The organism is Salipiger marinus, assembly GCF_900100085.1.
Classification (GTDB): domain Bacteria; phylum Pseudomonadota; class Alphaproteobacteria; order Rhodobacterales; family Rhodobacteraceae; genus Salipiger; species Salipiger marinus.
Genome location: NZ_FNEJ01000013.1, coordinates 14,748 through 40,411 on the forward strand (window position 1 = coordinate 14,748; position 25,664 = coordinate 40,411).

At 67.8% G+C, this 25,664-nt stretch carries 21 protein-coding genes; 13 read left to right on the top strand and 8 right to left on the bottom strand.

Annotation, left to right across the window (positions count from 1 at the left end; translation table 11 throughout):
- Nucleotides 1–17: 17 nt before the first annotated feature.
- Nucleotides 18–572 carry a hypothetical protein gene (locus BLR51_RS15335; RefSeq protein ID WP_089848570.1) on the bottom strand — a complete coding sequence of 185 codons (555 nt, stop codon included), beginning with the start codon at nucleotides 570–572 and terminating at the stop codon, nucleotides 18–20.
- Between the two features lie 201 nt (nucleotides 573–773).
- Between BLR51_RS15335 and trkA the strand changes: the two genes are divergently transcribed.
- The 4 genes from trkA to hflX all read left to right on the top strand — a co-directional run bounded on the left by trkA (nucleotide 774) and on the right by hflX (nucleotide 5,328).
- The gene (gene trkA / locus BLR51_RS15340; protein ID WP_089848572.1) at nucleotides 774–2,150 is read left to right on the top strand and encodes a Trk system potassium transporter TrkA; all 1,377 of its coding nucleotides are present in this window, start codon (nucleotides 774–776) and stop codon (nucleotides 2,148–2,150) included.
- A gap of 3 nt (nucleotides 2,151–2,153) precedes the next feature.
- Entirely contained in the window at nucleotides 2,154–3,668 is a 1,515-nt protein-coding gene (locus tag BLR51_RS15345; RefSeq protein ID WP_089848574.1) for a TrkH family potassium uptake protein, read from the top strand.
- A gap of 149 nt (nucleotides 3,669–3,817) precedes the next feature.
- Nucleotides 3,818–4,057: an RNA chaperone Hfq gene (gene hfq / locus BLR51_RS15350; RefSeq protein WP_089848576.1), complete on the top strand. Its 240-nt coding sequence runs from the start codon at nucleotides 3,818–3,820 to the stop codon at nucleotides 4,055–4,057.
- A gap of 17 nt (nucleotides 4,058–4,074) precedes the next feature.
- Entirely contained in the window at nucleotides 4,075–5,328 is a 1,254-nt protein-coding gene (gene hflX, locus BLR51_RS15355; RefSeq protein ID WP_207543642.1) for a GTPase HflX, read from the top strand.
- 27 nt (nucleotides 5,329–5,355) lie between these two features.
- On the opposite strand, the gene BLR51_RS15360 is transcribed toward hflX, so the two are convergent.
- The gene (locus BLR51_RS15360; RefSeq protein WP_242656750.1) at nucleotides 5,356–6,282 is read right to left on the bottom strand and encodes a phosphotransferase family protein; all 927 of its coding nucleotides are present in this window, start codon (nucleotides 6,280–6,282) and stop codon (nucleotides 5,356–5,358) included.
- The gene (locus BLR51_RS15365; protein ID WP_089848580.1) at nucleotides 6,279–8,744 is read right to left on the bottom strand and encodes a penicillin acylase family protein; all 2,466 of its coding nucleotides are present in this window, start codon (nucleotides 8,742–8,744) and stop codon (nucleotides 6,279–6,281) included. The genes BLR51_RS15360 and BLR51_RS15365 overlap by 4 nt, the downstream gene beginning before the upstream one ends.
- Nucleotides 8,745–8,859: 115 nt before the next feature.
- On the opposite strand from BLR51_RS15365, the gene BLR51_RS15370 reads away from it, so the two are divergent.
- From BLR51_RS15370 to BLR51_RS15380, 3 genes are all read left to right on the top strand, one after another.
- On the top strand, nucleotides 8,860–9,732 hold the full coding sequence (locus BLR51_RS15370; RefSeq protein WP_089848582.1) for an NAD(P)-dependent oxidoreductase: 873 nt from the start codon (nucleotides 8,860–8,862) through the stop codon (nucleotides 9,730–9,732).
- Between the two features lie 688 nt (nucleotides 9,733–10,420).
- Complete coding sequence (locus BLR51_RS15375) at nucleotides 10,421–13,264, top strand: Rne/Rng family ribonuclease (protein WP_089848584.1); 2,844 nt, start codon at nucleotides 10,421–10,423, stop codon at nucleotides 13,262–13,264.
- A 133-nt stretch (nucleotides 13,265–13,397) separates the two neighbouring features.
- Nucleotides 13,398–14,150 (top strand): cytochrome c biogenesis CcdA family protein, encoded by a 753-nt coding sequence (locus tag BLR51_RS15380; RefSeq protein WP_089848586.1) that lies wholly within the window; start codon nucleotides 13,398–13,400, stop codon nucleotides 14,148–14,150.
- Nucleotides 14,151–14,273: 123 nt separating this feature from the next.
- On the opposite strand, the gene BLR51_RS15385 is transcribed toward BLR51_RS15380, so the two are convergent.
- The 3 genes from BLR51_RS15385 to BLR51_RS15395 form a co-directional block, all read right to left on the bottom strand.
- On the bottom strand, nucleotides 14,274–15,179 hold the full coding sequence (locus BLR51_RS15385) for a fructose bisphosphate aldolase (protein ID WP_089848589.1): 906 nt from the start codon (nucleotides 15,177–15,179) through the stop codon (nucleotides 14,274–14,276).
- 101 nt (nucleotides 15,180–15,280) lie between these two features.
- Complete coding sequence (locus BLR51_RS15390; protein WP_089848590.1) at nucleotides 15,281–16,633, bottom strand: cytochrome P450; 1,353 nt, start codon at nucleotides 16,631–16,633, stop codon at nucleotides 15,281–15,283.
- Nucleotides 16,630–17,859, bottom strand: coding sequence for a hypothetical protein (locus tag BLR51_RS15395; RefSeq protein ID WP_089848592.1), 1,230 nt, complete (start codon nucleotides 17,857–17,859; stop codon nucleotides 16,630–16,632). Before BLR51_RS15395 ends, BLR51_RS15390 begins: the two co-directional genes overlap by 4 nt.
- Before the next feature lie 166 nt (nucleotides 17,860–18,025).
- Here BLR51_RS15395 and cobA point away from each other — a divergent pair, with 166 nt between their 5' ends.
- The 5 genes from cobA to BLR51_RS15420 all read left to right on the top strand — a co-directional run bounded on the left by cobA (nucleotide 18,026) and on the right by BLR51_RS15420 (nucleotide 23,165).
- Complete coding sequence (cobA, locus tag BLR51_RS15400; RefSeq protein WP_089848594.1) at nucleotides 18,026–18,754, top strand: uroporphyrinogen-III C-methyltransferase; 729 nt, start codon at nucleotides 18,026–18,028, stop codon at nucleotides 18,752–18,754.
- Nucleotides 18,755–18,832: 78 nt separating this feature from the next.
- Complete coding sequence (locus BLR51_RS15405; protein WP_089848596.1) at nucleotides 18,833–19,579, top strand: ABC transporter permease; 747 nt, start codon at nucleotides 18,833–18,835, stop codon at nucleotides 19,577–19,579.
- A 94-nt stretch (nucleotides 19,580–19,673) separates the two neighbouring features.
- Nucleotides 19,674–20,663: an LLM class flavin-dependent oxidoreductase gene (locus BLR51_RS15410; protein WP_089848598.1), complete on the top strand. Its 990-nt coding sequence runs from the start codon at nucleotides 19,674–19,676 to the stop codon at nucleotides 20,661–20,663.
- A 63-nt stretch (nucleotides 20,664–20,726) separates the two neighbouring features.
- On the top strand, nucleotides 20,727–22,082 hold the full coding sequence (locus tag BLR51_RS15415) for a methyl-accepting chemotaxis protein (protein ID WP_089848600.1): 1,356 nt from the start codon (nucleotides 20,727–20,729) through the stop codon (nucleotides 22,080–22,082).
- 909 nt (nucleotides 22,083–22,991) lie between these two features.
- Nucleotides 22,992–23,165 (top strand): DUF2256 domain-containing protein, encoded by a 174-nt coding sequence (locus BLR51_RS15420; RefSeq protein WP_089848829.1) that lies wholly within the window; start codon nucleotides 22,992–22,994, stop codon nucleotides 23,163–23,165.
- Here the strand turns inward: BLR51_RS15420 and BLR51_RS15425 are convergent.
- Nucleotides 23,150–24,661: a class I adenylate-forming enzyme family protein gene (locus BLR51_RS15425; RefSeq protein WP_089848602.1), complete on the bottom strand. Its 1,512-nt coding sequence runs from the start codon at nucleotides 24,659–24,661 to the stop codon at nucleotides 23,150–23,152. The two genes, BLR51_RS15420 and BLR51_RS15425, sit on opposite strands and share 16 nt — an antisense overlap.
- An 89-nt stretch (nucleotides 24,662–24,750) precedes the next feature.
- Here BLR51_RS15425 and BLR51_RS15430 point away from each other — a divergent pair, with 89 nt between their 5' ends.
- Nucleotides 24,751–25,371 (top strand): helix-turn-helix domain-containing protein, encoded by a 621-nt coding sequence (locus BLR51_RS15430; protein ID WP_089848604.1) that lies wholly within the window; start codon nucleotides 24,751–24,753, stop codon nucleotides 25,369–25,371.
- A gap of 8 nt (nucleotides 25,372–25,379) precedes the next feature.
- Here BLR51_RS15430 and BLR51_RS15435 read toward each other — a convergent pair whose 3' ends face one another.
- Nucleotides 25,380–25,616 carry a hypothetical protein gene (locus tag BLR51_RS15435; RefSeq protein WP_089848606.1) on the bottom strand — a complete coding sequence of 79 codons (237 nt, stop codon included), beginning with the start codon at nucleotides 25,614–25,616 and terminating at the stop codon, nucleotides 25,380–25,382.
- Nucleotides 25,617–25,664: the final 48 nt, after the last annotated feature.

The window sequence follows — 25,664 nt, forward strand, 5'->3', positions numbered from 1 at the left end:
CCGCCAATGCGCCGCGCCTAGTGCGGGCGCGGGTCCTGCCGCCATGTCAGCAGTTCGCGCCCCTCGAAGATCCATGTCTTCTGCGGTTCGGGGCGCGGCCCGCGCGGCACCTTGGCCAGCAGCATCACCGGCGGGTCGATCAGCGGCAGCCCCCCCCGGCGGGTCAGCGCCTGACGCGCCGCCATGCAGGCGGCCAGCATCTCGTGCCGGTGATGCCCGCCGCCATCGTTGAGCCCGAAGCTGTGCCAGCCCCGTCCGGCTGCGCGCGCGACAAGCGCCAGCAGCACCGGCACGGCGGGATCCTCGGGGTCGCAGCTGTCGGCGGTCACGCCGCAATAGCGCCAGCCTTCGAGCCTGCAGAACGTGTCGGCGGCAATCGCCTCGGGGCAGAGCGGATGGCGCAGGATCCAGACCAGCAGCTCGGCATTGCCGGGCAGGTCCAGTGACAGATCCGCCGCAGTCTGGAACCAGATCTGCGGGTCTGGATGGTCTTCGAGCCAGTCGCGGGCACTGCCCTCGAACGTAAGCTGAAACAGAAAATGATGCGCAAAGGCGCTGCGGGGATCGGTCATAATGGGCACTCGTATACAGGTTTACAGCTTGGGTTTCCAGCATGGAGTTATGGCAGAAATCTGTCCGAACTGCGGTATTTTTGGGCGCGCCGCGTTCTGCCGGGGCGAGGCGGGGCAAAAGCCCGCGCGGGCGGGCGGATTGACCGCTGCCGCAGGGCGTGTCATGCGGGTCGGACGTCTGGGGCCGAAGGGCAGGAGCGCATGAAAGTCATCATCTGCGGCGCGGGACAGGTGGGCTGGCAGATCGCCCGCCATCTGTCCGGGGAACGGAACGACGTGACCGTGGTCGACAGCAACGCCGATCTGGTCCGCCGGGCCACGGATTCGCTGGATGTTCAGGGGATCGCGGGCTTTGCCTCCTATCCCGACGTGCTGGAACGGGCAGGCGCCCGCGATGCCGACATGATCATCGCCGCTACCCATTCCGACGAGGTCAACATGGTCACCTGTCAGGTGGCGCATTCGATCTTTTCGATCCCGCGCAAGATCGCGCGGCTGCGGGCGCAGAGCTACCTGACCGCGATCTATTCCGATCTGTACCGCCGCGACCACCTGCCCATCGACGTGGTGATCTCTCCCGAGAAGGAGGTGGCGGAGGCCGCGCTGCAGCGCCTGTCGGCGCCCGCCGCCTTTGACACGGAGGTGTTTCTGGACGGGCGCGCGCAGCTTCTGGGGCTGACCATCGATGCCAACTGCCCGGTGGTGAACACGCCGCTGCGACAGCTGACCGACCTGTTTTCCACCCTGCGTTCGGTGGTGGTGGGCATCCGGCGCGACGGCTCGCTCTTCGCCCCCGAACCGCGCGACCAGCTGTTCGAGGGCGACAGCTGTTACGTGCTGGTCCATGCCGAGGACATCCACCGCACGATGGAGATCTTCGGCAAGGCGCAGCGCAAGCAGGAGCGGGTGGTGGTGCTGGGCGGCGGCAATGTCGGGCTTGCCGTGGCCCGCGCGCTGGAAGGCCGCGCCGACCGCATCCGCGCCAAGGTCATCGAAAAGGACCGCCGCGCCGCCGAACGTGCCGCCGACGCGCTGGAACGCACCATCGTGCTGCATGGCGACGGGCTGGATACCGCGCTGCTGCGCGAGGCGGGCATCGACAAGGCCGATGCGGTGCTTTGCGTCACCGATGACGAAAAGACCAACCTGCTGGCCGCCGTGCGCGCCAAGGCCGAAGGCTGCCCCATGGCCATCGCGCTGATCAACGACCCCACGCTGGTGCCGCTGATGGAGCCGCTGGGGGTGGATGCGCATATCAACCCGCGCTCCACCACGGTCAGTTCGATCCTGCGCCATATCCGCCATGGCCGGGTGCGGTCGGTCTATTCCATCGGCGATGCCGAGGCCGAGGTGATCGAGGCGGAGGTGCTGTCCACCTCCTCCATCTCCGGGCGCATGATCCGAGAGATCGACTTCCCCGAAGGCGTGCTGGTGGGCGCGGTGATGAAGCAGGGAAAGGTGGTCAAGATCACCGGCAACCTGCGCATCGAGGAAGGCGACCGCATCGTGCTGTTTTCCCTGACAAAAGACGTGCCGGAGGTCGAGCGGCTCCTGCAGGTCAGCATCGATTTCTTCTAGATCATGACGTCGCTGGCCCGCATGCCGCTTCTTCTGCTGCTGGCGGGGCTTGCCAGCGCGTCGATGATCGCGCCCGCCGCCGTGGCGCTGGCGGAGGAAAGCTTTCACGACGCGCGCAGCTTCTTTTACGGCGGCATCGTCGGGCTGGTGCTGACCACGCTCATCACCATCGCGCAGGCGACGCGGCGGCACAACCGCACCGCCTCGCGGCAGCTTCTGGCGCTGCTTGCCGCCTTCGTGGTGCTGCCCGCCGTCTTTGCCGTGCCCTTTCACGAGGCGGTGCGCACCACCAGTTTTCTCAACGCCTATGTGGAGATGGTGTCGAGCTTCACCACCACCGGATCCACGCTGTTTGCCCCCGACCGGCTGTCGGCGGCGGAACATCTGTGGCGCGCGCAGGTGGGCTGGCTGGGCGGGCTGCTGATGTGGGTGGCCGCTGCGGCCATCCTTGCGCCGCTGACCCTTGGCGGGTTCGAGGTGACGGCCTCGGGCGAGCCGGGGCAGTCGGTGGCCGCAGGCAGCGCGCGGCGCGACATGTTCGATCCCTCGCAGCGGCTGGCCACCACCGCCTCGCGGCTGGTGCCGGTCTATGTCGGGCTGACCGGGGCGCTGTGGCTCTTGCTGCTGATCGCGGGCGATCCGCCGCTGCTGGCGCTGATCCATGCCATGTCGACGCTGGCCACCTCGGGGATCTCCGCCGTGGCGGGGCCGTCGCAGGCGCCAAGCGGCATGGCGGGAGAGATGATCATCTTCTGCTTCCTGTTTTTTGCGCTGTCGCGGCTGACCTTTTCCGGCGACACGCGCGGCCTGACCCGGTCGCGGCTGCGCGACGATCCGGAATTCCGCATGGGGCTGCTGATCGTGCTGGCGCTGCCGCTGACGCTGTTCCTGCGGCACTGGATCGCGGCCTTTGACGTGGGCGCCGAACAGAACCTTGGCGCGGGGCTGCGCGCGCTCTGGGGCGGGCTTTTCATGTCGCTGTCCTTCCTGACCACCACCGGCTTTGAAAGCGGCGACTGGAGTGCCGTGCGCTTCTGGTCGGGGCTGGAAACGCCGGGGGTGATCCTGATGGGGCTTGCCATCATCGGCGGCGGTGTGGCCACCACGGCGGGCGGGGTGAAGCTGCTGCGGATCTATGCGCTTTATCTTGCGGGCGTGCGCGAGATGGAAAAGCTGGTGCATCCGCATTCGGTGGGCCGGTCCGGGGTGATGGCGCGGCGCATCCGGCGGCAGGGCGCCTTCGTGGCCTGGGTGTTCTTCATGATGTTCGCCATGAGCATCGCCGCCATTTCGCTGGCCTTCGCGCTGACCGGGCTGGATTTCGAGAATGCCATGGTCATGACCATCGCGGGGCTGACCAATTGCGGCCCGCTGATCCGGGTTGCGGCAGAACAGCCGGTTATCCTGAACGAACTTGGCGCCACGGCCAAGATGATCTATGCCGGAGCCATGGTTCTGGGGCGTCTGGAGCTGCTGGCGATCTTTGTGCTGCTGACCCCCGGCATCTGGCGCGACTGACTGCCCGGCGGTTGGGCACCCCCTGCCGCGCGGCGCAAGTTGCGTGATTTCGGGGATTTTTGCTCTGGAAGTTCCCTGACCCGCAAGACATACTCCCCCAGACGGGGGAATGCCGAGACCGGCAAAGACAAGAACAAAGGCTAGACTCAATGGCTTCGGACAGACAGAATCTTCAGGACGCCTTTCTCAATCACGTCCGGAAGACCAAGGTTCCGGTGACGGTTTTCCTGATCAATGGCGTGAAATTGCAGGGTGTCATCACCTGGTTTGACAATTTCTGCGTTCTGCTGCGCCGTGATGGCCAGTCGCAGCTTGTGTACAAGCACGCGATTTCCACCATCATGCCGTCGCAACCCATCAACCTTTATGACGGCGACGACGCTTCTTGAAGGAACATGACACGCATGTGACCCGCGCATGGGTTCTGCATCCCGACCTCAAGGGGGACCGGGACCGCAGGGATGCCGACATGGCGCTGGAAGAGGCGGTGGCGCTGGCCGCCGCCCTGCCGGATCTGGAAGTGGTGGGCGCCACCGTGGTGCCGCTGCGCGATCCGCAGCCGGGGACGCTCTTCGGCTCCGGCAAGGTGGCCGAGCTGAAATCCGTGCTGAAAGAGGCCGAGGCCGAACTGGTGCTGGTCGACGGCCCGGTGACCCCGGTGCAGCAGCGCAATCTGGAAAAGGAATGGGGCGTCAAGCTTCTGGACCGGACCGGGCTGATCCTTGAAATCTTCTCCGACCGTGCCGCCACCCGCGAAGGTGTGCTGCAGGTAGAGATGGCGGCCCTCAGCTATCAGCGCACGCGGCTGGTGCGGGCATGGACCCACCTTGAACGCCAGCGCGGCGGGCTTGGCTTTGTCGGCGGCCCCGGCGAGACGCAGATCGAGGCGGACCGCCGCGCCATCGACGACCAGCTGGTGCGGCTGCGCCGTCAGCTCGACAAGGTGGTGAAGACCCGCGAACTGCACCGCAAGGCGCGGGCCAAGGTGCCGTTCCCGATCGTGGCGCTGGTGGGCTATACCAATGCCGGGAAATCGACGCTGTTCAACCGCCTGACCGGGGCGGAGGTGCTGGCCAAGGACATGCTGTTCGCCACGCTGGATCCGACCATGCGCGCGGTGCGTCTGCCCACCGGGCTCGACGTGATCCTGTCCGATACGGTGGGCTTCATTTCGGATCTGCCGACCGAACTGGTCGCGGCCTTCCGCGCCACGCTCGAAGAAGTGCTGGCGGCCGACATCATCTGCCATGTGCGCGACATCTCGCATCCCGCGACCGAGGAACAGGCGCAGGATGTGGCGACCATCCTGCGCTCGCTTGGCGTGGACCGCGACGTGCCGATGATCGAGGTCTGGAACAAGATCGACCTGCTCGACCCCGAAGAACATGACGGCGCGCAGGCGCGGGCCGCGCGCGAGGAGCATATCTTTGCCACCTCCGCGCTGACCGGCGAAGGGCTGGACGTGCTTCTGGAAGCGGTCACCGAAAAGCTGCAGGGCGCCGCCATCGAGGAGGATCTGCGGCTTGGCTTCAGCGAGGGCAAGCGCCGGGCCTGGCTCTTTGAGAAGGGCTTCGTGGTGTCCGAACAGCAGGACGAAGACGGCTATCTGCTGCATCTGCGCTGGACGGTGCAGGACCGGTCAAGGTTCGAAACCGTCTGAGTTTCGGTCTGTAACGGATTGATTTACCTAGATAAGCGGCGCGTCTGATCTTATGATCAGGCGCGCCGCTGCCAGTTTCAGCGCCTGCCGCTGCGACGGCTGCGCGGGGGTGCGGCACCAGAGCCCCAGCGCATAGGCGCGCTGCAGGAACAGCCGCAGCTCTGCGGGCGTGTCGCGGTCGTCATAGCCGGAGGCCAGCGCTGCCGCCATCGGGGCAATGTCGCCGCCCAAGGCCACGGCATCGATCAGCAGCGCCACCAGATCGCGCGCGGGATCATCCTCTGCCGCATTCTCCACATCCAGCCCCCAGAGCGCGCCGTCGCTCACCACAAGGTTCGACAGATGCAGGTCGCGATGGGTGACGGCGCGCGGCACCGGCAGGCCGCGCAGCTCTGGCACCAGCGCCTCAAGCTGCGCCAGAGCCTGCGCAAATTCCGCCATCTCGGGGAAGGGGCGCAGACCGTCCCGCGCCTCGGTCAGGCGGCGCGCAAGCCAGCCCATCTGCCGCGCCGGGCGCAGCTTGCCCTGCCTGCGGCTGAGCCCGTGCAGGGCGGCAAGCCAGCCGCCCGCACGGGTCATCAGGGCCGCCTTCGCGTCGGGGTCGAGCCCGGGCCAGAGGGCGGCGAGGGTGGCACCGGGGGCATAGTCCATCACCATCACCAGCCTGTCGGCGTCAAAGCCCAGCACCTGCGGCACCCGCCACGGGCCCGCGGCCAGCGCGCGGCCCAGCTCGGCCTGCCGCGCCGCCTGTGCTGCCGCGCGTGACGCCTCTGCCGGGGCATAGACCTTGGCCACCAGATGCCGGTCGGGATGGGCGGCGCAGAACACCTGCGCGCGCAGCGGCTGGTCAAGGTTTTTCAGACAGCCCAGACCCCAGTCCCGCCCCGGAAACATGTCCGCCAGCGTGGCGCGGGCCAGCGCCTGCGCCTCTGCCCGCGTCAGATGCGTGGTCACGGTGTGACAAGCCGGGTGATGCCGACCGAGGCCGCCCGCGCCAGATCCTGATCCAGCGACATGGGCAGATATTCGCCGCGCCGCCACAGCGTGCCCAGATCGTCGTAATGGCGCGACAGGAAATGCCCCGACTCGCCGGTGGACAGGATGTAGACCGAACTGTCGGGATCGGCGAAATCATAGACGCCGCGATAGGTTGCGCCATGCACGTTGCTGAACGGCTGCGGATCGCGCCCCGAGGTGCGCCCGCGCTGCAGGGTGAAATCCCCGCCCGAGGTGCTTTGCCGGATGTTCACGAAGGAGCGCAGCAGCGGCACGTTGCCCAGAACCGGGTGTTCGTGCGCTGCCTGATGCGCATCGCCCCAGCGCAGCGATTCCAGCGCCGTGCCATGGCGTTCGCCGACCCAGACCAGCGCATCGTCCAGCGCCATGCGCGCGATGTCGGAACAGGTTTCCACCACCACCGACCGGATCACGTCGCACCACACGCCCGCGCCGTCGATGTCGCGGAACACCCGTTCGATGAACAGCGGCTCCACATGGGTGTAATTGTCGGCAAGCGGCCCGATCTCGTCCCGGATCAGCCGGTCCTGCAGCGCCCGCAGCCATGCCGCATAGAGCAGCGGCTCGGGCAGGTGCTCGTTCATCTCGCCGTTCCAGTTGGCCAGCAGATCCAGCGCACGCTGGCGCTGGCGTTCGGGCGTGCCCTCGGGGGCGGCCTCGCCGGTATACCACAGGTCGCGCCCGATCAGCGGCAGCAGGGTGCGTGCGGCAGGCGACACGGTGTCAAGCTGCGCCTCGATGAAACTGTCGCGGGTATGGACCTGCCGCCCGGTCATCAGGCTCTGCCAGCGCATCACCCGCTGGCTGTCGCCCCAGTCAAAACTGACATGTTCGGGGAAGGGCCGGTCGATGACCTTGTTGTTGGTGTTGCCGACGATGCCGCCGGGCGGGTCCAGAAACAGCGGATTGGCGCTGTCGGGCAGGCGGCCCTGCCAGCGGTTGGCTTCGATCCAGCCGGGGCTGGGCAGGCGGCCCTGCGACTGATGCGCGGGATCGCGCGCGGGCATGGTGCCGATCAGCTTCATGGCGATGCGCTCGCCGTCGATCAGCGTCAGCATCTGCGAGGGCGCGACATACAGCTCGGAAGCCGCCAGCGCCTCGTCGACGTCCTGCGCCCGCATCAGCCGCAGCGCGGCAGAGAGCGAGGTATCGGCCCCGTCCAGCGCCGTCCATGCCAGCGAGACCACATCGCCCTGCGGCGTGATCGAGCCCAGATCGAAGGCGCTGCGCGGCAGCACCGGGCCGTTTTCGGTCCAGCGCAGGGTCAGGGTGACCGGCGCCTCGTTCTTGATGTCGACGATGGTGCGCCGCGTTTCGAAGGCGGCGAAACCGTCGGGCGTGCGGTAGCGGTCGGGATTGTCGGGGTCGAGCTCCTCGATGAACAGATCCTGATCGTCGAGATAGGAGGAGGTCAGCCCCCAGGCCAGATGTTCCGACCGCCCCAGCATCACCGCCGGAACCCCCGGCACGGTGCCGCCGATGACCCCGCCCGAGGACAGCTCCAGCCGTGCCAGATACCATGTGGAGGGCGCGGTGAAGCCCAGATGCGGGTCATTGGCCAGCAGCGTGCCGCCCCCGGCAGAGCGGGCGGGGCTTGCGGCCCATGCGTTCGAGGCCCCGGCAAGGCCGCGTTCGGGGAAGGGCGACAGCGCGTCCATCTCATGCGCCGCCGTGGCGAAGGGCTGCAGGGTCTTGCCGGGGAAAAGCTGCGCGTAATCGGGCAGGGCGGCGGTGCCCGCGCCGGGGATGTCGGGCAGGATGTCCTGCAGCCGCGCCGGATCGGGCAGCGCCAGCGAGGTCTGGGCGCGCAGGATTTCCTCGCGGAACTGGCCAGAGAGCTGCAGCGCCATCAGCTTGACGATGGCAAGGGAATCCGCAGGCTGCCATGGCGCGATGGGGGCGTTGAACAGGAAGAATTCCGGCGCGCCACGGCCAAGGCTTTCGGCATTGATCTCGGCGATGCGGGCATTGACGCCTGCGGCATAAGCCTCCAGCGCCTCCAGTGCCTGCGGATCCTGCGCCGCCACTGACCGCACGGCCAGCGGATAAAGATCAAGCCTGCGCATCAGCGTGTCGGTTTCCAGCGTGCGGCGGCCAAAAAGCTCCGACAGGCGCCCCTGCGCGGTGCGGCGCAGCAGGGTCATCTGCCATAGCCGGTCCTGCGCATGGGCATAGCCCAGCCCGAAATAGGCGTCGCTGTCATTTTGCGGGAAGATATGCGGCACGCCTGCATTGTCGCGCACGATCTCGATCTCGGCGCGGCTGCCCTCCACGGCGAGCACCTTGTCATAATCCGGCAGCGAGCGCGCGGCGAGGTAATAGACCAGCCCAAGCCCCAGCACGGCGAGCAGGATCGCAGCGCTGGTCAGCCTGAGCAGCCATCGGAAAAGTGTCGCCATGTCGCGCTCCGCCTCTGTCAGCCTGTCGGGGGATTACCGGAGCCCCGCCCCCTTGCCAAGGGGCGGGCAAGAGGGGAGAACAGGGACAATTGCAGCGGTAACGGGAGCTTGAACCATGGCAAAATGCGCATTTCTGGGGCTGGGGGTGATGGGCCATCCGATGGCGGGGCATCTGGCCCGGGCCGGTCACGAGGTCGCCGTCTACAACCGCACCGCCGCCAAGGCGCAGGCCTGGGTCGAGGAATTCGGGGGCCGCATGGCGCCGACCCCGCGCGAGGCGGCGGAGGGCGCGGAGTTCGTCATGGCCTGCGTCGGCAATGACGATGACCTGCGCGCCGTCTGTCTGGGCGCCGAGGGCGCCTTTGCCGGCATGTCCGAGGGGGCGGTGTTTGTCGATCACACCACGGTCAGCTCCAGGGTGACGCTGGACCTGTACAAGGTGGCCAAGGAAAACGGACTGGGCTTTGTCGACGCGCCGGTCTCTGGCGGGCAGGCGGGCGCGCAGAACGGCCAGCTTGTGGTGATGTGCGGCGGCGACCAGCCCGATTACGACAGCGCCGAGCCGGTGATCGCCGCTTATGCCAAGCTCTGTCGCCGCATCGGCGACAGCGGCGCCGGGCAGACCTGCAAGATGGTGAACCAGATCTGCATCGCTGGGCTGGTGCAGGGCCTGTCCGAGGGGCTGGCCTTTGCCGAGAAGGCAGGCATCGACGGGCGCGCGGTGGTCGAGGTGATCGGCGGCGGCGCTGCGGGATCGTGGCAGATGATGAACCGTTACGAGACGATGCTGGACGACAAGTTCGAGCATGGCTTCGCGGTGGACTGGATGCGCAAGGATCTGGCGATCTGCCTTGCCACCGCCGAGGAAAACGGCGCCGCACTGCCGGTCACGGCGCTGGTGGACCAGTTCTACAAGGACGTGCAGAAGATGGGCGGCGGGCGCTGGGACACCTCGAGCCTGATCAAGCGGCTGAAGGCCTTCGACTGAGCGCTGCTGACGGGGCGGCGCGCCGCCCCGTCTTCCTGCTGCCCTCCGGGCGCGGCGGGAACCGTCCGTCAGGGACGGACGAATATAAGGAAGGGGGACTCTGCCCCCGTCCATTACAGACTGACAAAGAAAGAGTGACAGGGGGCTCTGCCCCCGTCCGCCTGTGGCGGACTCCCCCGGGATATTTGCAGCCAATGGAAACGCTGAGGTGGTGGCGGGCCGCGCCGCCGCGCGCGGGCTTTCTGCAGGCGCGGGGGCGGGGTCGGGTGCAGGTTTTCCACAGGCTGTCACATTCCATATTGTCATCCGGGGCGGGATGCCCCTATGGTAACTGTCAGGCCTGTTCCCCCGCGGGGGGAGGCCCCGAGAGTTTCGCTGCCCGGGCGCCGTCCGCAAGAGGACCCCAGGCAGACCGATCTGGCCGAAAGGCCAAGAATGCCGATCTGGCCGCGAGGCCATGAAAGACCGCCCGGACCGCAGCTTGCGGCGGGCCGCAACAAGGCGCAGCGGGCCTGTCCCGGAGGCGTCGGAGAAGAACCGCGATGAAGCGCGCGACGAGATACAGGCACCCGGCTGAAGACAGAGCGTCTTCCCGTGTCTGCGTGCCGCAACTCGCCCAGACAAGCCACGCCGCATCGCCCCCGGGTCCCGCGGGACCGGAGGCCCATGCGCCGTGCAGACGGATAACATGGCAAAGAAAATGCTCATCGACGCCACCCACGCGGAGGAAACCCGCGTCGTGGTGGTGGACGGAAACAAGGTCGAGGAATTCGATTTTGAATCGGAGAACAAGCGGCAGCTGGCAGGGAACATCTACCTTGCCAAGGTGACGCGGGTCGAGCCGTCGCTGCAGGCGGCTTTTGTGGATTACGGCGGCAACCGCCACGGCTTCCTCGCCTTTTCGGAAATTCACCCGGATTATTACCAGATCCCCGTGGCTGACCGTCAGGCGCTGATGGCCGAGGAGGCCGCCCTTGCCGCCGAGGCCGACGAGGAGGACGAGAAGTCCCGCTCCAAGCCGCAGCGTGGCCGCACCCGGCGTCCCGCCCGCAGCCGCAGCGCCGCCAAGGCCGAAAAGGCCGAGAGCGGCGACAAGACCGTGAGCGCCGAGGTCTCCGAGACCATCAGCGGCATGGAGACCATCGATCTGGAGACGGATGAGGCCGAAGCCTCGGCATCGCTGTCGGACAGCGAGGGGCTGTCGCCCATGGAGACGGTGGCCGAGGCCCCCGTGGCCGAGCCGCTGGATGACAGCGACGAGGCGCCCGCCGCCGGTGAGGCGCGCGGACCGCAGGACGATGCCGAAGAGGACGAGGGCGACGAGCCCCGCGCCGAGGACAGCATCGAATCCGTGGCCGATGATGACACCGAGGAAGACATCCGTCCGGCGCGCAAGCCGCGTCCGCGGAAGTACAAGATTCAGGAAGTCATCAAGGTCCGCCAGATCATGCTGGTGCAGGTGGTCAAGGAAGAGCGTGGCAACAAGGGTGCCGCACTCACCACCTATCTGTCGCTGGCCGGGCGCTACTGCGTGCTGATGCCCAACACCGCACGCGGCGGCGGCATTTCGCGCAAGATCACCGTGGCCGCCGACCGCGCCAAGCTCAAGGAGATCGCGCAGTCCATCGACGTGCCGCGCGGCGCGGGGCTGATCATCCGGACGGCAGGCGCCAAGCGCACCAAGACCGAGATCAAGCGCGATTACGAATATCTGCAGCGGCTCTGGGAGCAGATCCGCGAACTGACGCTGAAATCCATAGCACCTGCGAAGATCTATGAAGAGGGCGACCTCATCAAGCGGTCGATCCGCGATCTTTACAACCGCGACATCGACGAGGTTCTGGTGGAAGGCGAGCGCGGCTACCGCATCGCCAAGGACTTCATGAAGATGATCATGCCGTCCCATGCCAAGAACGTGAAGCATTACGCCGAAGGCATGCCGCTGTTCGCGCGCCATCAGGTGGAAAGCTATCTGTCGGGCATGTTCAACCCGGTGGTGCAGCTGAAATCCGGCGGTTACATCGTGATCGGCGTCACCGAGGCGCTGGTGGCGATCGACGTGAACTCCGGTCGCGCGACCAAGGAAGGCTCCATCGAGGAGACTGCGCTCAAGACCAACATGGAGGCTGCCGAAGAGGTGGCGCGCCAGCTGCGTCTGCGCGATCTGGCCGGGCTTATCGTCATCGACTTCATCGACATGGAGGAGCGCAAGAACAACGCCTCTGTCGAGAAGAAGCTGAAGGACAAGCTGAAGACCGACCGCGCCCGCATTCAGGTGGGCCGGATTTCCGGCTTTGGCCTGCTGGAGATGAGCCGCCAGCGGCTGCGTCCCGGCATGATCGAGGCGACAACCCAGCCCTGCACCGTCTGTCACGGCACCGGGCTGATCCGGTCGGATGACAACATGGCGCTGAACATCCTGCGCCAGATCGAGGAAGAGGGCGTGCGCCGCCGCTCGCGTGAGGTGCTGGTGAAATGCCCGGTGGGCATCGCCAACTACTTGATGAACCAGAAGCGCGAACATGTCGCCCAGATCGAGGCGCGTTACGGCATGGCCGTGCGCATCGAAGGCGACGTGCATCTTGTGTCGCCGGACTTCACCATGGAGAAGTTCAAGACCGCGACCCGTGCCGTGCCTGAGATGGTGACGCATGTGGTGTCGGTGGACACCACGCTGATGGATCAGGTCGACGAGGACGCGGCTGCCGAGGAAGAGGACGAGATCGAGGCGGAGGCCGAGGCCGACGTCGCGGCCCCGGCCGAGACCCAGCGCGCCGAACCGGCCGAAGGCGACGAGGACGGCAAGCCGAAGAAGCGGCGTCGGCGTCGGCGGCGGTCGCGCTCCAAGGGCCGGGAGACCGGATCCGAGGGTGATGACAGCGATGACGACAGCGACAGCGACGATTCCGACCGTGAGACGCCCGCGCAGCCGGTGACTGCCCCTGTGGACGCGGCCCCCGCCGAGGAGGCGCCCGCCGCCGCCGAGGCTGAGGCAGCGCCTGCCGAGACCGAGAAGCCGAAGCGGCGCACCCGTTCGCGCAGCCGCAAGAAGGTGGAGACGGTGACCGAGGAGGCGGCGGACGCGGCTCCCGAGGCGGCGCAGGCCGAAGCGCCCGCAGCGGCGGAAGTGGCGGAGCAGAGCCCGGTGATGACCGCGCTTCCCGACGAGCCGCCCGCGCCGATGCCGGTTGCCGAGCCCGAGGCCGAGGCGGCACCTGCCGCAGAGCCCGTGACGGCCGAGCCTGCCCCCGCGCCGCAGCCCGAAGTGGCGGCGGAGCCCGAGGCCGTTGAACCGGCACCTGCTGCCGAGCCTGCGCCTGTTGCAGAGCCCGAGCTGGCCGCAGAGCCTGCGCCTGTCGCGGAACCTGCACCTGCTGCGGAACCTGAAGCGGCAGCAGAGCCTGCGCCGGAGCCTGTGGCGGCTGAGGAGGGGTCTGACCCTGCGACTGCCGAAGACACCGAGGAGTCCGACGGCGACGGCTCGGAAGATGGCAAGCCCAAGCGGCGCGGCTGGTGGGCGATGAGCCGCTGAGCCCCGGCATGATATGACGACCCTGCGCCCCGGCCCTGTGCCGGGGCGTTTTTGCAGGCGGGGCAGGCGGCGGATACGGGGATGTGACCTTGCGCCGCGTGACGGCTGCGCCGGGATCGCCTAAAGGTCTGGCATGTTTGGAATCGAGATCATCGACGCGAGTCTGTTGCCCGCCATGGCCGTGGCCCTGCTGGGGGGGGTGATTTCCTTTCTCAGCCCCTGCGTGCTGCCCATCGTGCCGCCCTATCTGGCCTTCATGTCCGGGGTCAGCCTGTCAGAGATGCAGGCGGGCGGGCGGGCGCGGCTGCGCGCCTTTGTCACCGCGCTGTTCTTTGTCATGGGGCTGTCGACGGTCTTTCTGATCCTTGGCTTCACCGCCTCGTGGTTGGGCATGTTCTTTCTGCAGAATCAGGTGCTGCTGGCGCGGATCTCGGGCGTGGTGGTGATCGTGTTCGGCCTGCATTTCCTGCATGTCTTCCGCATTCCGTTTCTGGACCGCGAGGCGCGGATCGACACGGGCGATGCGGGCGGATCGGCTTTTGGCGCCTATCTGCTGGGGCTGGCCTTCGCCTTTGGCTGGACGCCCTGCATCGGGCCGCAGCTGGGGGCGATCCTGTCGCTGGCCGCCACCGAGGCTTCGGTGGCGCGCGGCACGCTGCTTCTGGGGGTTTACGCGCTGGGTCTGGGTCTGCCCTTCCTGCTGGCGGCGGTGTTCCTGAGCCGGGCCATGGGGCTGATGAACCGCATGAAGCGGCATATGGCCCTGATCGAGAAGGTCATGGGGCTGCTGCTGGTGGCGGTGGGACTGATGCTGCTGACCGGCGCCTTCACCTCCTTTTCCTTCTGGCTGCTGGAGACCTTTCCGGCGCTTGGCGAACTGGGCTGAGGCGCAGGCCGGGGCTCTCCCCCGGACCCCGGGATATTTCTGGTCAGAAGAAGCACAGGCACAAAAAGGCCCGGGCGCGCGCGGCGGCCGGGCCTTTGTCGTGTTTTGGGGCTGTTCAGCGGGTCAGAGCGAGGCCTGATAGATCTTGTCGATATTGCCGCCAAGCGCTGCGTTGAACTCTGCATCCGACTGCTGGCGGAACAGGCCTTCGGCCAGCGCGCGGCTGAAGGAGGCGATCATCCGGGGCTGACGCGCCAGCTTTTCGCAGGCATCGGCAGTGGAATAGCCGCCCGACAGCGCCACGACGCGCACCACGCGCGGGTGATCGGCAAGGCTGTCGTAAAGCCCGTCTTCGCTGGGGATGGTGAGCTTCAGCATCACGTCGCAGCCTTCGGGCAGGGCGTCGAGCGCGGTGGCGATTTCCGCCTTCAGCAGCGCTTCGGCTTCGGATTTGCTGGCGGAGTGGATGTCCACCTCCGGTTCGATGATCGGCACCAGACCGGCGGCGATCACCTGATGTGCCACCTCGAACTGCTGGGCGACCACGGCCTTGATGCCGTCGGCATTCGCTTCGTGGATCACCGAGCGTTCCTTGGTGCCGAAGATGCCGAAGGTGCCTGCGGCCTCGGCCAGCAGCGCGTCAAGACCGGGCATCGGCTTCATCAGCTGCACGCCATCAGCCTTGTCTTCCAGACCCTTGTCGATTTTCAGGAAGGGCACGACGCCGCGCTTTTCCCACATGTACTGCGCCGAGGGGATGCCCTCGATCTCGGCCCGCATGGTGCGTTCGAACAGGATCGCGCCCAGCACCTTGGCGGAGGTGAAGTCAGGCGCGGTGATGATGCGGCTGCGCATCTTGTGGATCTCGCCATACATCTCGGCTTCGCCGGAATAGTCGCTTTCCTCGACGCCATAGAGCCGCAGCGCCTTGGGCGTGGACCCGCCCGACTGGTCGAGCGCCGCGATGAAACCTTTGCCGGTCGCCATCTGCTGCTTCTGCTGCGCAAACGTGGCCTTGTCCTGTGCCATGAGGAGTCCTTTTCCCATGCGGTGATCGTTCGCCTGAGGGATAGAGCAATCATGACGCGATGGGTAGATGGCGGAATCGCGTTTAACGCTAACGTCCGGCGCTAACGGCGATCGATGCGCAGCCAGATGCCGTCGCGGGCGCGCACGGTCAGGAAGGCCACCGGATCCGGGGTCCGCTCTGGCACCACGCCAAGCCGCAGATCGCGCAGGATGGCCGCCAGCAGCAGCACGCCTTCGGCCATGGCGAAGCTGGCGCCGGTGCAGACGCGCGGCCCGGCGGAGAAGGGCATATAGGCGGCGCGGGCCGAGGCGCGCCCGGCTTCGGTCTGCCAGCGCGCCGGATCGAAGCTGTCGGGATCGGACCAGAGCCGGTCATGCCGGTGCTGGTGCCACGGGCTGAGCACGACCTGCGCGCCGGGCCGGACGGCGCGGCCGCGAAAGCTTTCCGGCTGTGCCGCCTCGCGCACCATCATCGGCACCGGCGGGTAAAGCCGCAGCGTCTCGCGGAAGACATCGCGGGTCAGGCGCAGTTTCGACAGATCGGCCATGCCGGGGCGGTCGGGCAGGGCGCGCGCCTCGGCGGCAAGCTTCTCTTGCCAGTCGGGATGGGCGGCGAGCAGCCACAGCGCCCATGCCAGCGCCGAGGCGGAGGTTTCGTGCCCGGCCAGAAAGAAGATCGCCACCTGATCGACCATTTCGGCGGTGGTGAAGCGCTGTCCGGTCTCCGGATCGGCGGTGGTCATGATCTTGGTGGCCAGATCCTGCGGCGCGGTGCCCGTGGCGATCTGGTCCTGCCGCCTTGTGGTCAGGTCAGTGATCAGCGTGCGGATCCGCGCGGCGGAGGTGCGGGTGCCGCGCCGGTGCAGCCGGGGCATCCAGCGTGGCAGCGGCAGGAAGGCGGCAAGGTTCAGCAGCGGCTGGCTGCGCTGATAGGCGCGGAATTCGTGAAAGACCTGCTGCGCCAGCGCATCCTCGATCGGCAGGGAAAACAGCGTGCGGAAGATCACATCGGCGGCGGCATGGCTGGTCTGTTCCTCCACCTCGATCGTGGATCCGCCATGGGCGGTCAGCCGGTCGCGGGCGGCGCAGGCGGCGTCCCACATGGCGGGCAGGCTGTCGCGCAGCCGTCCGCCTTCGAAGGCGGGGTCGATGATGCGGCGCTGGCGGGCCCAGACCTCGCCATTGGTCAGGAACACCGAATTGCCCAGCAGCGGGCGCAGGCCTTCGGCGATCCGGCTCGATTTGGGAAAATCGCGGGGGCGGTCCTTCAGCACCAGCTGCACCAGCGCCGGATCGTTGACCAGATAGGAGCGGAAGAAGGGCGTGCGGAATTCGGCCATCCACGCGCGGTAAAGCCGCTGCGGCTGCGCCGAGAGCAGATCCTGCCGGAAAAGCTTCATGTAGCGCCAGAGCGACACGCGGTCCGGGCGGGGCTTGGGCTTGGGCGGGATCATGCGGCGGTGGCGGTGAAGCGGTTGACCGGGGTTTCGATCCGGCTGGCCGAGGGCGGGCGCTGCGCGTAGCGGGCGGCCAGCGACAGCGGGCCTGCGGTGATGCGGAAGTAATCGTAATCCAGCGGCCGGTCGAAGGCGCAGAGATACTGGAAATGCAGCCGGAAGAAGCGCCAGCGCAGCGCCTTCCACCGTTCGGGGCTGAGGCTGCGGGTGAACTGCGCCGAAAACACCAGCGGCCAGCGTTTGCCGGGTGGGGCCACACCCGACACGGCCACCGGATCGCAGAGCGCGAAGGCGCAGCCATCGCCGGGGGCGGTGACATCGATCCATGTCAGATCGGGCCGGGTGCTGAGAAAGGCCAGATCGGCGCGCAGCCGGTGCGCGTCGCGCAGGAAGGACACCATGGGCACCACCTGCCCGAGGCTGAGAAAGGCAAGCCTTGGGCCATGGGCGGGCGGGGGTGTCTGCCGCAGCAGATCGGCAAGGATCGACACCGCCAGATGCGCGCCGGAGGAATGGCCGACCACCAGCACCTCGTCCACGTCGCTGGCCAGCGCCGCCGCGATGGTGGCGCGGAACTCGGCCATGCGCGCCTCAAGCTCGGGCGGGTTGGCGCCGCGATGGCGCGCGGAATAGGCGTAATCATGCATCAGGTAATAGGCGAAGAAGCGGTTGTCATGGGTCTGACACCAGCGCAGCACGGCCCAGAGGGTGGCAAGCCCCAGCCCGGCCCCCAGCAGATCGGCGCCCCAGCCCAGCCATGGCCGCGCCAGCCCCGCCAGCAGCAGCACGCCCCAGCCCGCCAGCACCGCCACGGCCAGCTGCGCCAGCAGCATCGCCACCGGATAGAGCGCCGCGATCACCGGCCCCTTGCGCAGCCGCATCAGCCGGAAGAGCGCGCCGGTGCCGATATATTCCCACGCGGTGCGCAGAAGCTGCAGATAGGTGGCGGGGATGGATCCGGACATGCTGTCGCGCACGATGTCGGACCAGACCAGCACCTCGATCTCGGCTTCGGTCTGCGCGCCCTCCATCACCGTCTGCACCTGCCAGCCATAGGGGCCGCGCGTGGTCTTGGGCTTCAGCGTCAGGGCATAACCCGACACGGCCGCCTGTGCCGCGCCTTCCTTGCGGTAAAGCTCGCGGTAGCGGCGCGGATGGATCGGGTCATAGCCGGGGATGTAGACCACCCGCCGCCGCCGCACGTCCTGCTCTGTCGCGTCCATTGTCTGCCCTCTTGCCTTATCCTTGGCCTTAACCCTGTTTGAGGGCAAGACTGTGGCGACCGTCTGGCGGGACTGGCTCTTGCGCCGCCTCCGCGCCGGGCTTAGCAGGGGGAACACCGCCGCGCCTGCCGCGTGGCATTCTGTCCCATCCGATGACGGGGGCCGCATGACCGGGTTCGTCAGTTTCGTGTCCAGCGGACCGGGAGATCCCGATCTGCTGACCGTCCGGGCGCTGAAGCGCCTGCAGCAGGCCGAGGCCGTGCTTTACGACGATCTGGCCTCTGGCCCGATCCTCGATCTGGCCCATCCGCAGGCGGAGATGATCGCCGTGGGCAAGCGCGCGGGCTGTCCCTCGCCCAAGCAGGAAGAGGTCAGCCGCCGTCTGGTGGAGCAGGCCGGGATGGGGCGGCGTGTGGTGCGGCTCAAATCCGGGGATGCGGGCGTCTTTGGCCGTCTGGAGGAGGAGATCGCCGCCGTCACCGCAGCGGGTCTGCCCTTCGAAGTGGTGCCCGGCGTCACCTCCGCCGCTGCTGCTGCTGCTGCTGCGTCCATCCCGCTGACCCGGCGGCTGACCGCGCGGCGGCTGCAGTTCGTCACCGGCCATGACGTGACCGGCGCGCTGCCCGAGGCGATGAACCTTGCGGCCCTTGCCGATCCCGAAGCGGTGACGGCGGTCTATATGGGGCGGCGCACCTTTGCGGCGCTTGCCGCCCGGCTGATCGCGGCGGGGCTGCCGCCTGACACGCCCGCGCTGATGGCCGAAGAGGTGTCGAAGCCCGGCCAGCGCTTTGTCTCCGCCACCGTGGCGGATCTGGCCGAGGCGCTGCGCGAGGCGCCGTCGCGCGCGGTGGTGATGATCCTTTACGGCGCGCTGGCAGAGCCGCGCCTGCCCTGAGCGGCTGCGACCTTTGTCGGTGCGGCGCTGGCCCGCGCGACGCGGCAGAGTGGTGCGAGGCAGGGGAAAGGATCGCGGATGAAGGCACCTGCGCATGTGACCGCAATGTCGCTGCTGGCGCTGCTGGGGCTGTGGCTTGTCGCCGCCGCCTTTGCCGATCCCATGGTGCTGCCCGGCCCGGCCCGCGTCTGGGAGGTGCTGCTGCGCGAGGCGGGCAGCGGCAAGCTGTGGCTGCATCTGTCGATGACGCTGTGGCGGGTGCTGGCGGCCTTCGGGCTTGCCATGGTCGCGGGCTGCGCGCTGGGGCTGCTGCTGGGGCTGGCGCCGCGCGTCAACCGCTGGCTGGATCCGTGGGTGACGGTGCTGCTGAACCTGCCCGCGCTGGTCATCATCGTGCTCTGCTACCTCTGGATCGGCCTCAACGAGACAGCGGCGATCGTGGCGGTGTCGCTGAACAAGACCGCCATGGTCATCGTCACCATCCGCGAGGGCGTGCGCAGCATGGATCCCGCCGTCTCCGACATGGCGCGGGTCTATCGCATGTCGGGCCTCGCGCGGCTGCGCCATGTGATCTGGCCGCAGCTTGGGCCGTTTGTGGCCACCGCCACCCGCAACGGGCTGGCGGTGATCTGGAAAATCGTGCTGGTGGTCGAATTTCTGGGCCGCTCCAACGGCGTGGGGTTCCAGATCCACCTCTATTTCCAGATGTTCGACACTGCCGCCGTGCTGGCCTATGCGCTCAGCTTCACCGGGGTGATGCTGCTCTTGGAATATCTTGTCGTGCAGCCATGGGAACGGCGCGCCAGCGCGTGGCGCCACGCCTGAGCCTGCGCGGGGACGCAGCCCGGTCTGTGCGGCGCGGGGGGTGTCGCTGCCGCCTGCGGGTGCCTATATCAGCCTCCGACAAAGGAGATCCCCGATGACCGCCATCCGATACAGCCTGCTTGACCTGTCGCCCATTTCCGAAGGCGGCACCGCCGCCGAGGCGCTGGCGAACACCGTGGAGCTGGCCCGCCATGCCGAGGATCTGGGCTATAACCGCTTCTGGCTGGCTGAACATCACAACATGCCCGGCATCGCGTCTGCCGCCACCGCCGTGGTGATCGGGCAGGTCGCCGCCGCCACGCGGACGATCCGGGTGGGCGCGGGCGGCATCATGCTGCCCAACCATGCGCCGCTGATGATCGCCGAACAGTTCGGCACGCTGGCCACGCTGTTTCCGGGCCGCATCGATCTGGGTCTGGGCCGCGCGCCCGGGTCGGATCAGGTGACCGCCATGGCGCTGCGCCGCAACTTTTCCGGCCCCGACCGCTTTCCCGATGACGTGGTCGAACTGATCGGCTTCTTTCAGGATCCGCAGGCGGGGCAGGCGGTGCGCGCCATCCCCGGCGAGGGCACGCAGGTGCCGGTCTGGATGCTGGGCTCCTCGCTTTATGGCGCGCAGCTTGCGGCGCATCTGGGCCTGCCTTACGCCTTTGCCTCGCATTTCGCCCCCGACGCGCTGGAAGACGCCGCCGCCATCTACCGCCGCAACTTCCGCCCCGGCCTGACCGAAGCCCCGCATTTCATGCTGGCGCTGAATGTCTGGGCCGCCGATACCGAGGAAGAGGCGGTGCGCCTGCGCACCTCGCAGCAGCAGGGCTTCCTGAACCTGCGCCGCGGTCGGCCCGGCCCGCTGCCGAAACCCGTGGACGACATCCGCGAGGTGGCAAGCACGCCGGAACTCGCCATGGTGGACCGCGCGCTGGCGGTGTCGGCCACCGGCACGCCGGGGCAGGTCGCCGACCAGATCGCGGCATGGGTGGACCGGCTGCGCCCGGACGAGCTGATCCTCACCGGCATGATCCATGATCCGCAGGCGCGGCGCCACAGTTTCCGGCTTGCGGCGGATGTGCTGCGCGCGGCTTAAACTGCTTTAAACCTTCCCGGGCGTATCACAGGGAATGCCTGTGCTGCGTTCGGGGAATCGCTGATGCTGTTTTTCGGGAAATCGAAGGTCAAACCTCCGGCGGATCTGTCCGGGGATGAAGCACTTTTGCAGATCATCGACCGGACACAGGCGGTGATCCATTTCCGGCCTGACGGCACGATCCTGCAGGCCAATGACAATTTCCTGCGCGCGCTCGGATATGCCGCGGCAGAGGTCGCGGGCCAGCATCACCGCATGTTCGTGCAGCGCGGCTATCGCGACTCCGCCGAATATGCCCAGTTCTGGGAGGATCTGCGCGCCGGCCAGTTCGTGACGGCGCAGTTTCCCCGCATCACCAAGGATGACCGGGTCATCTGGATCAGCGCCACCTATGCCCCGGTGCTGGATGCGCGCGGCAGCGTGGTGCGGGTGGCCAAGATCGCCACCGACATCACCAGCCAGCGCGAGATGATCAAGGATCTGGGCCGCGGGCTGGAGGCGCTGCGTCAGGGCGACCTGTCCTTCCGGGTCAGCCAGATCACCGATCCGCAGTTTTCCCAGCTTGGCGCGGCCTATAACCTGGCGGTGGAAAATTTCGCCCGGCTGATCCTGCAGGTGCAGTCGGTCTCGGCGGCCATCGATCAGGTGGCGCAGGATATCGGCCTCACGTCGGAGGATCTGTCGCGGCGCACCGAAACGCAGGCCGCCACGCTGGAACAGACCGCCGCCGCGGTGGAGGAGTTGAACCAGAATGTCCGCTCCGCCGCCGAATATGCCGCGGAGGTCGGGCGGGAGGCCGAGGACACCAAGGCCGCCGCCGAAGGCAGCAACAAGGTGGTGGAGGATGTGATCGCCGCCATGAAACGGATCGAGACCTCGTCGGATTCCATCGGGCAGATCATCTCGGTCATCGATGACATCGCCTTCCAGACCAATCTGCTGGCGCTGAATGCCGGGGTGGAGGCGGCGCGGGCGGGCGAGGCCGGGCGCGGCTTTGCCGTGGTCGCCGCCGAAGTGCGCTCGCTGGCGCAGCGCTCGGCAGGATCGGCGCAGGAGATCAAGGCGCTGATCGTGCAGAGCAGCCAGCATGTCAAATACGGCGTCGATCTGGTGGGCAGCGCCAGTGGCGAGCTGGGCAACATCTTTCAGGGGGTGGAGCGGATCTCGGGCCGGATCCGCGAAGTGGCCCGCGGCATCGGCGAACAGACCCTTACGCTGGGAGAGATCAACACCGCGATTTCGCATCTGGATCACGTCACCCAGAAAAACGCGGCGATGGTCAACAAGACAAGCGACGCCACGCGCGAGCTTGCTTCGAACAGCCGGACCCTTGCCGAAGGCGTGCGCGTGTTCCGGGTGGACGGGATCCCTCTCGGCCGCGACGGCCCCACGCACATGCCACAGGTCTCCGCCGCCTGAGCGGGGTGCTGGCAGTCCCAATGGCACTGCATCCACCGGGGGGTTGAGTTCCCAAGCCCTGGCAGCGAAAGCCTGATCCCCGCAATGTCCCGGTCGCCGAGTGATGGCGCGGCGCAGGTCTGTCCCGTGCAGCATCCCCCTCCGGTGGGCACAAAGCACTGCCGCGGCGCGGTGCAGCGTCCCGCTCCGGTGGCACAAAGCACTGGCCCGGCGCGCGGTGCAGCGTCCCCGCTCCGGTGGCACGAGGTGCTGGTGCTGCGCGGTGCAGCGTCCCCCTCCGGTGGCACAAAGCGCTGGCCCGGCGCGGTGCAGCGTCCCCCTCCGGTGTTCACACGTCGCTTGCGCCTCAGTGGCGCCGCGGATGGGTCGCGCGGCGCGGGGTTTTTCTTGCTCAAGCAGGCTACCGGCCATGGCGTTGGCGCACTGGCCATTGTGTTGGTCAGGCGACCTGCGACCCGTATGCTTTCCCAGTCCGGGCAGAGAACCCGCCTCAGGTGTCGGGTGGAAGCAAAAGAGCAGCGTATAGCGCCCCGCACGGCGCCTGCCTCTCTACCCGGTCAGGCACGGGCCGACAGCACGCGGGGGATCGTCACGACGAAGGGGCGAACCCTCCGCGTCGCAGCGCTGACCGTCGAGCTATAGCAGGGCCGACGGCGGGAAGGGCGAGCCACAAACACGGCGGATTTTGCCGATCGCCCCCTGCCACAGGCCTGCCGTTCCGGGGCAAGGGCGCGAGGGACGCCGGGGCTTCTGCCGGAAAGCCCCGCCCGTCTGTTTCTGTCCAAGCGTGTCTGCAGTTTCCCTGACCGCGCCACGCCCGCCATGGCATCGGCATAAGGGCGGCGCGGTGGGGCTCTTGACGTGGCCATGGCGCGTGCCATCTCTGGCCGGACCGACCCGGAGGCTGCCATGGCGCGGATGCGCAAGAAATCCGATCTGCCGCAGAAGATCTGCGCCTGCTGCGGCCTGCCGTTCAGCTGGCGCAAGAAATGGGCGCGCGACTGGGAACAGGTGCGCTTCTGCTCTGACCGCTGCCGCGCGCAGGGCCGTCGGGTCGGCGGGCGGGATCAGGACAGCGCGTGATCCTGCAGCGCGCGGCGCCGCAGCTTGCCATTGGCGTTGCGCGGCAGCGTCTCCACCCGGATCCACGCGCGCGGCTGCTTGTAGCGGGCGAGCCGCTCTGCCGCCGCCTGCGCCAGCGCGGCCTCGTCCAGCGGCAGGGCAGAGATGCAGAAGGCCGCGATCACCCGCACGCCTTCCTTGACCTGCAGCTCTGTCACCGCCAGTTCGGTGATCCCCGGCAGACCGGCTAGCGCGGTTTCCACCTCCAGCGGCGAGACGCGGTAGCCGCCTGCGGTCATCATGTCATCCTCGCGGCCCAGATAGGTGACGGCGCCCTCGTCCGACATGCTGCCCAGATCGCCGGTCAGGAACCAGTCGCCCGCCATGCGCGCCGCCGTCGCCTCTGGCGCGTTGAGATAGCCCAGCATCAGCCCCGGATCGCTGCGCGCGATGGCGATGAGGCCGGGCTCTCCGCGCGGCACCGGCCTGTGATCAGGGCCAAGGATCGCCACGCGGCGCCCGGCCTGCGCAAAGCCCAAGGCGCCTTCGGGCGCGGGCCGGTCGGGCGCGCCGGAGAGGAAGGTGGAACATTCCGACATGCCGAAGGCTTCGTGGATCTGCGTGCCGGTGGCCTCTTCCCATGCGGTGCGCAGCGGAGTGGGAAGCTTCTCCCCCGCCGCGAGCCCGTGGCGCAGCTTCGGCAGCGCGGGAAGCGGGAACTTCAGAAGCTGGCGATAAACACCCGGAACGGCAGCAAAAATCGTCGCGTCATTGCGTTTCATCAGCAGGGCGAGCTGCGCCGGATCGATGCCGGTGGCGGGGATCAGCGCGGTGGCCCCCCGCGTCCACGGATCCATCAGCCCGGTGCCCAGCGTGAAGGTCCAGTTGAACGCCCCCGCATGCAGCAGCCGGTCGTCGGGGCGCAGGCCGGTCCAGCCCTCCATCATCATCTTGCGTGCCCAGATGGCGCGATGCGCATGGGCCACGGCGCGGGGCTGGCCCGATGTGCCGGAGGTGAAGACCAGATAGGCCAGCCGGTCGGGATCGCCCATGGCATAGGGGGCGGCGGGCAGATCGCGCCATGGCAGAAAGGTGTCGGGGCCGAAGACGGGCAGGCCAAGGTCGGGGCAGGCCACCTGCGGCGCACGCAGCACGGCGGCGGGGCTGATCTCTGCCACCATCTTCGCCACTTCCGGCGCGGTCAGCTGTGCCGAGGTCGGCACCGGCACGATCCCTGCCGCGATGGCGCCCAGATAGGCGATCGGGAAATCCACCGTATCCCCTAGCCGCAGCAGCAGGATGTCGCCCGGGCTCAGCCCGGCCTGCAGCAGCCCCGTCGCCGTGCCGCGCACGGCAGCGATCAGCCGCGCATAGGACCAGCGTTCGGCACCGGTGAGGCGCAGGATGGCCAGCGCCACCTTGTCGGGGGTGGCGGCACCAGCCGCCAGAACATGCGCGGCCAGATTGAACGGTTCGGGGCAGGGCGCAAAGGCGCCTTCATCGCTGATCGACAACATGACCGCCGGGATAAGCGGGCGGCCCCTGCTCTGGCAAGGGCCACCTGCGCCGCAGTTGCAAGCGCCCCGAGCCAGCGCTATGGCGAAGCATGACTCGCGATCCGCAGACCCTGATCCGCATCGCCCGGGATACCGGGCAGGAGCAAGTTCCAGAACCGCTGGATCTGGGCCTGCGCGTGCGGGAATTGCGCAAGGCGCGGGACTGGACGCTGGAACAGGCCGCGAAACAGGCGGGGCTGGCGCGCTCGACCCTGTCGAAGATCGAGAATGGCCAGATGTCGCCCACCTATGAGGCGCTGAAGAAGCTGGCGGTGGGTCTGGGCATTTCCGTGCCGCAGCTTTTCACCCCGCCCAAGCGCGACCAGATCTCGGGGCGGATGGTGCATGTGCGCGACGGCGCCGGATTGCGGCAGGTCACCACCACCTATGAGCACGAGCTTCTGGCCGAAAGCCTGACCCGCAAGAAGATGCTGCCCTATCGCGCGCGGGTGCGGGCGCGGTCGATGGAAGAGTTCGACGGCTGGATCCGCCATGACGGCGAGGAATATCTTTATGTGCTGACCGGGGTCATCCGGCTTTACACCGAATTCTACGAACCCCTGGAGATGCGGCGCGGCGACAGCGCCTATTACGACGCGACCATGGGGCATAACGTGATCTCGCTCAGCCCCGAGGATGCGACGATCCTCTGGGTCACCTCGCTGGGCTGAGCTCAAGGCTAGAGCCCGGCAGAGGTGCCGCCGCGCAGGGTCTGCGCAAACAGCCAGTCATCCAGTTCGCGCCGCGCCTCCCTGCGGGTCAGGTCGTGGCGTTCGGCCAGATGCGCCACCAGCCGGGCGCGGTCGGGCGGCTGCCTGCGCAGCCGTTCCGTATCAAGATTGGGAAAGCGCGCGCGCAGGGTGTCCAGCGCGCGGCTCCAGTTCCGGGTAAGGTCGTGCCATGTCAGGTGTCTCATGCCAGCGCAACGCAGGGATCGGTCGGGGGTTCCCGCCGATGCGCGACC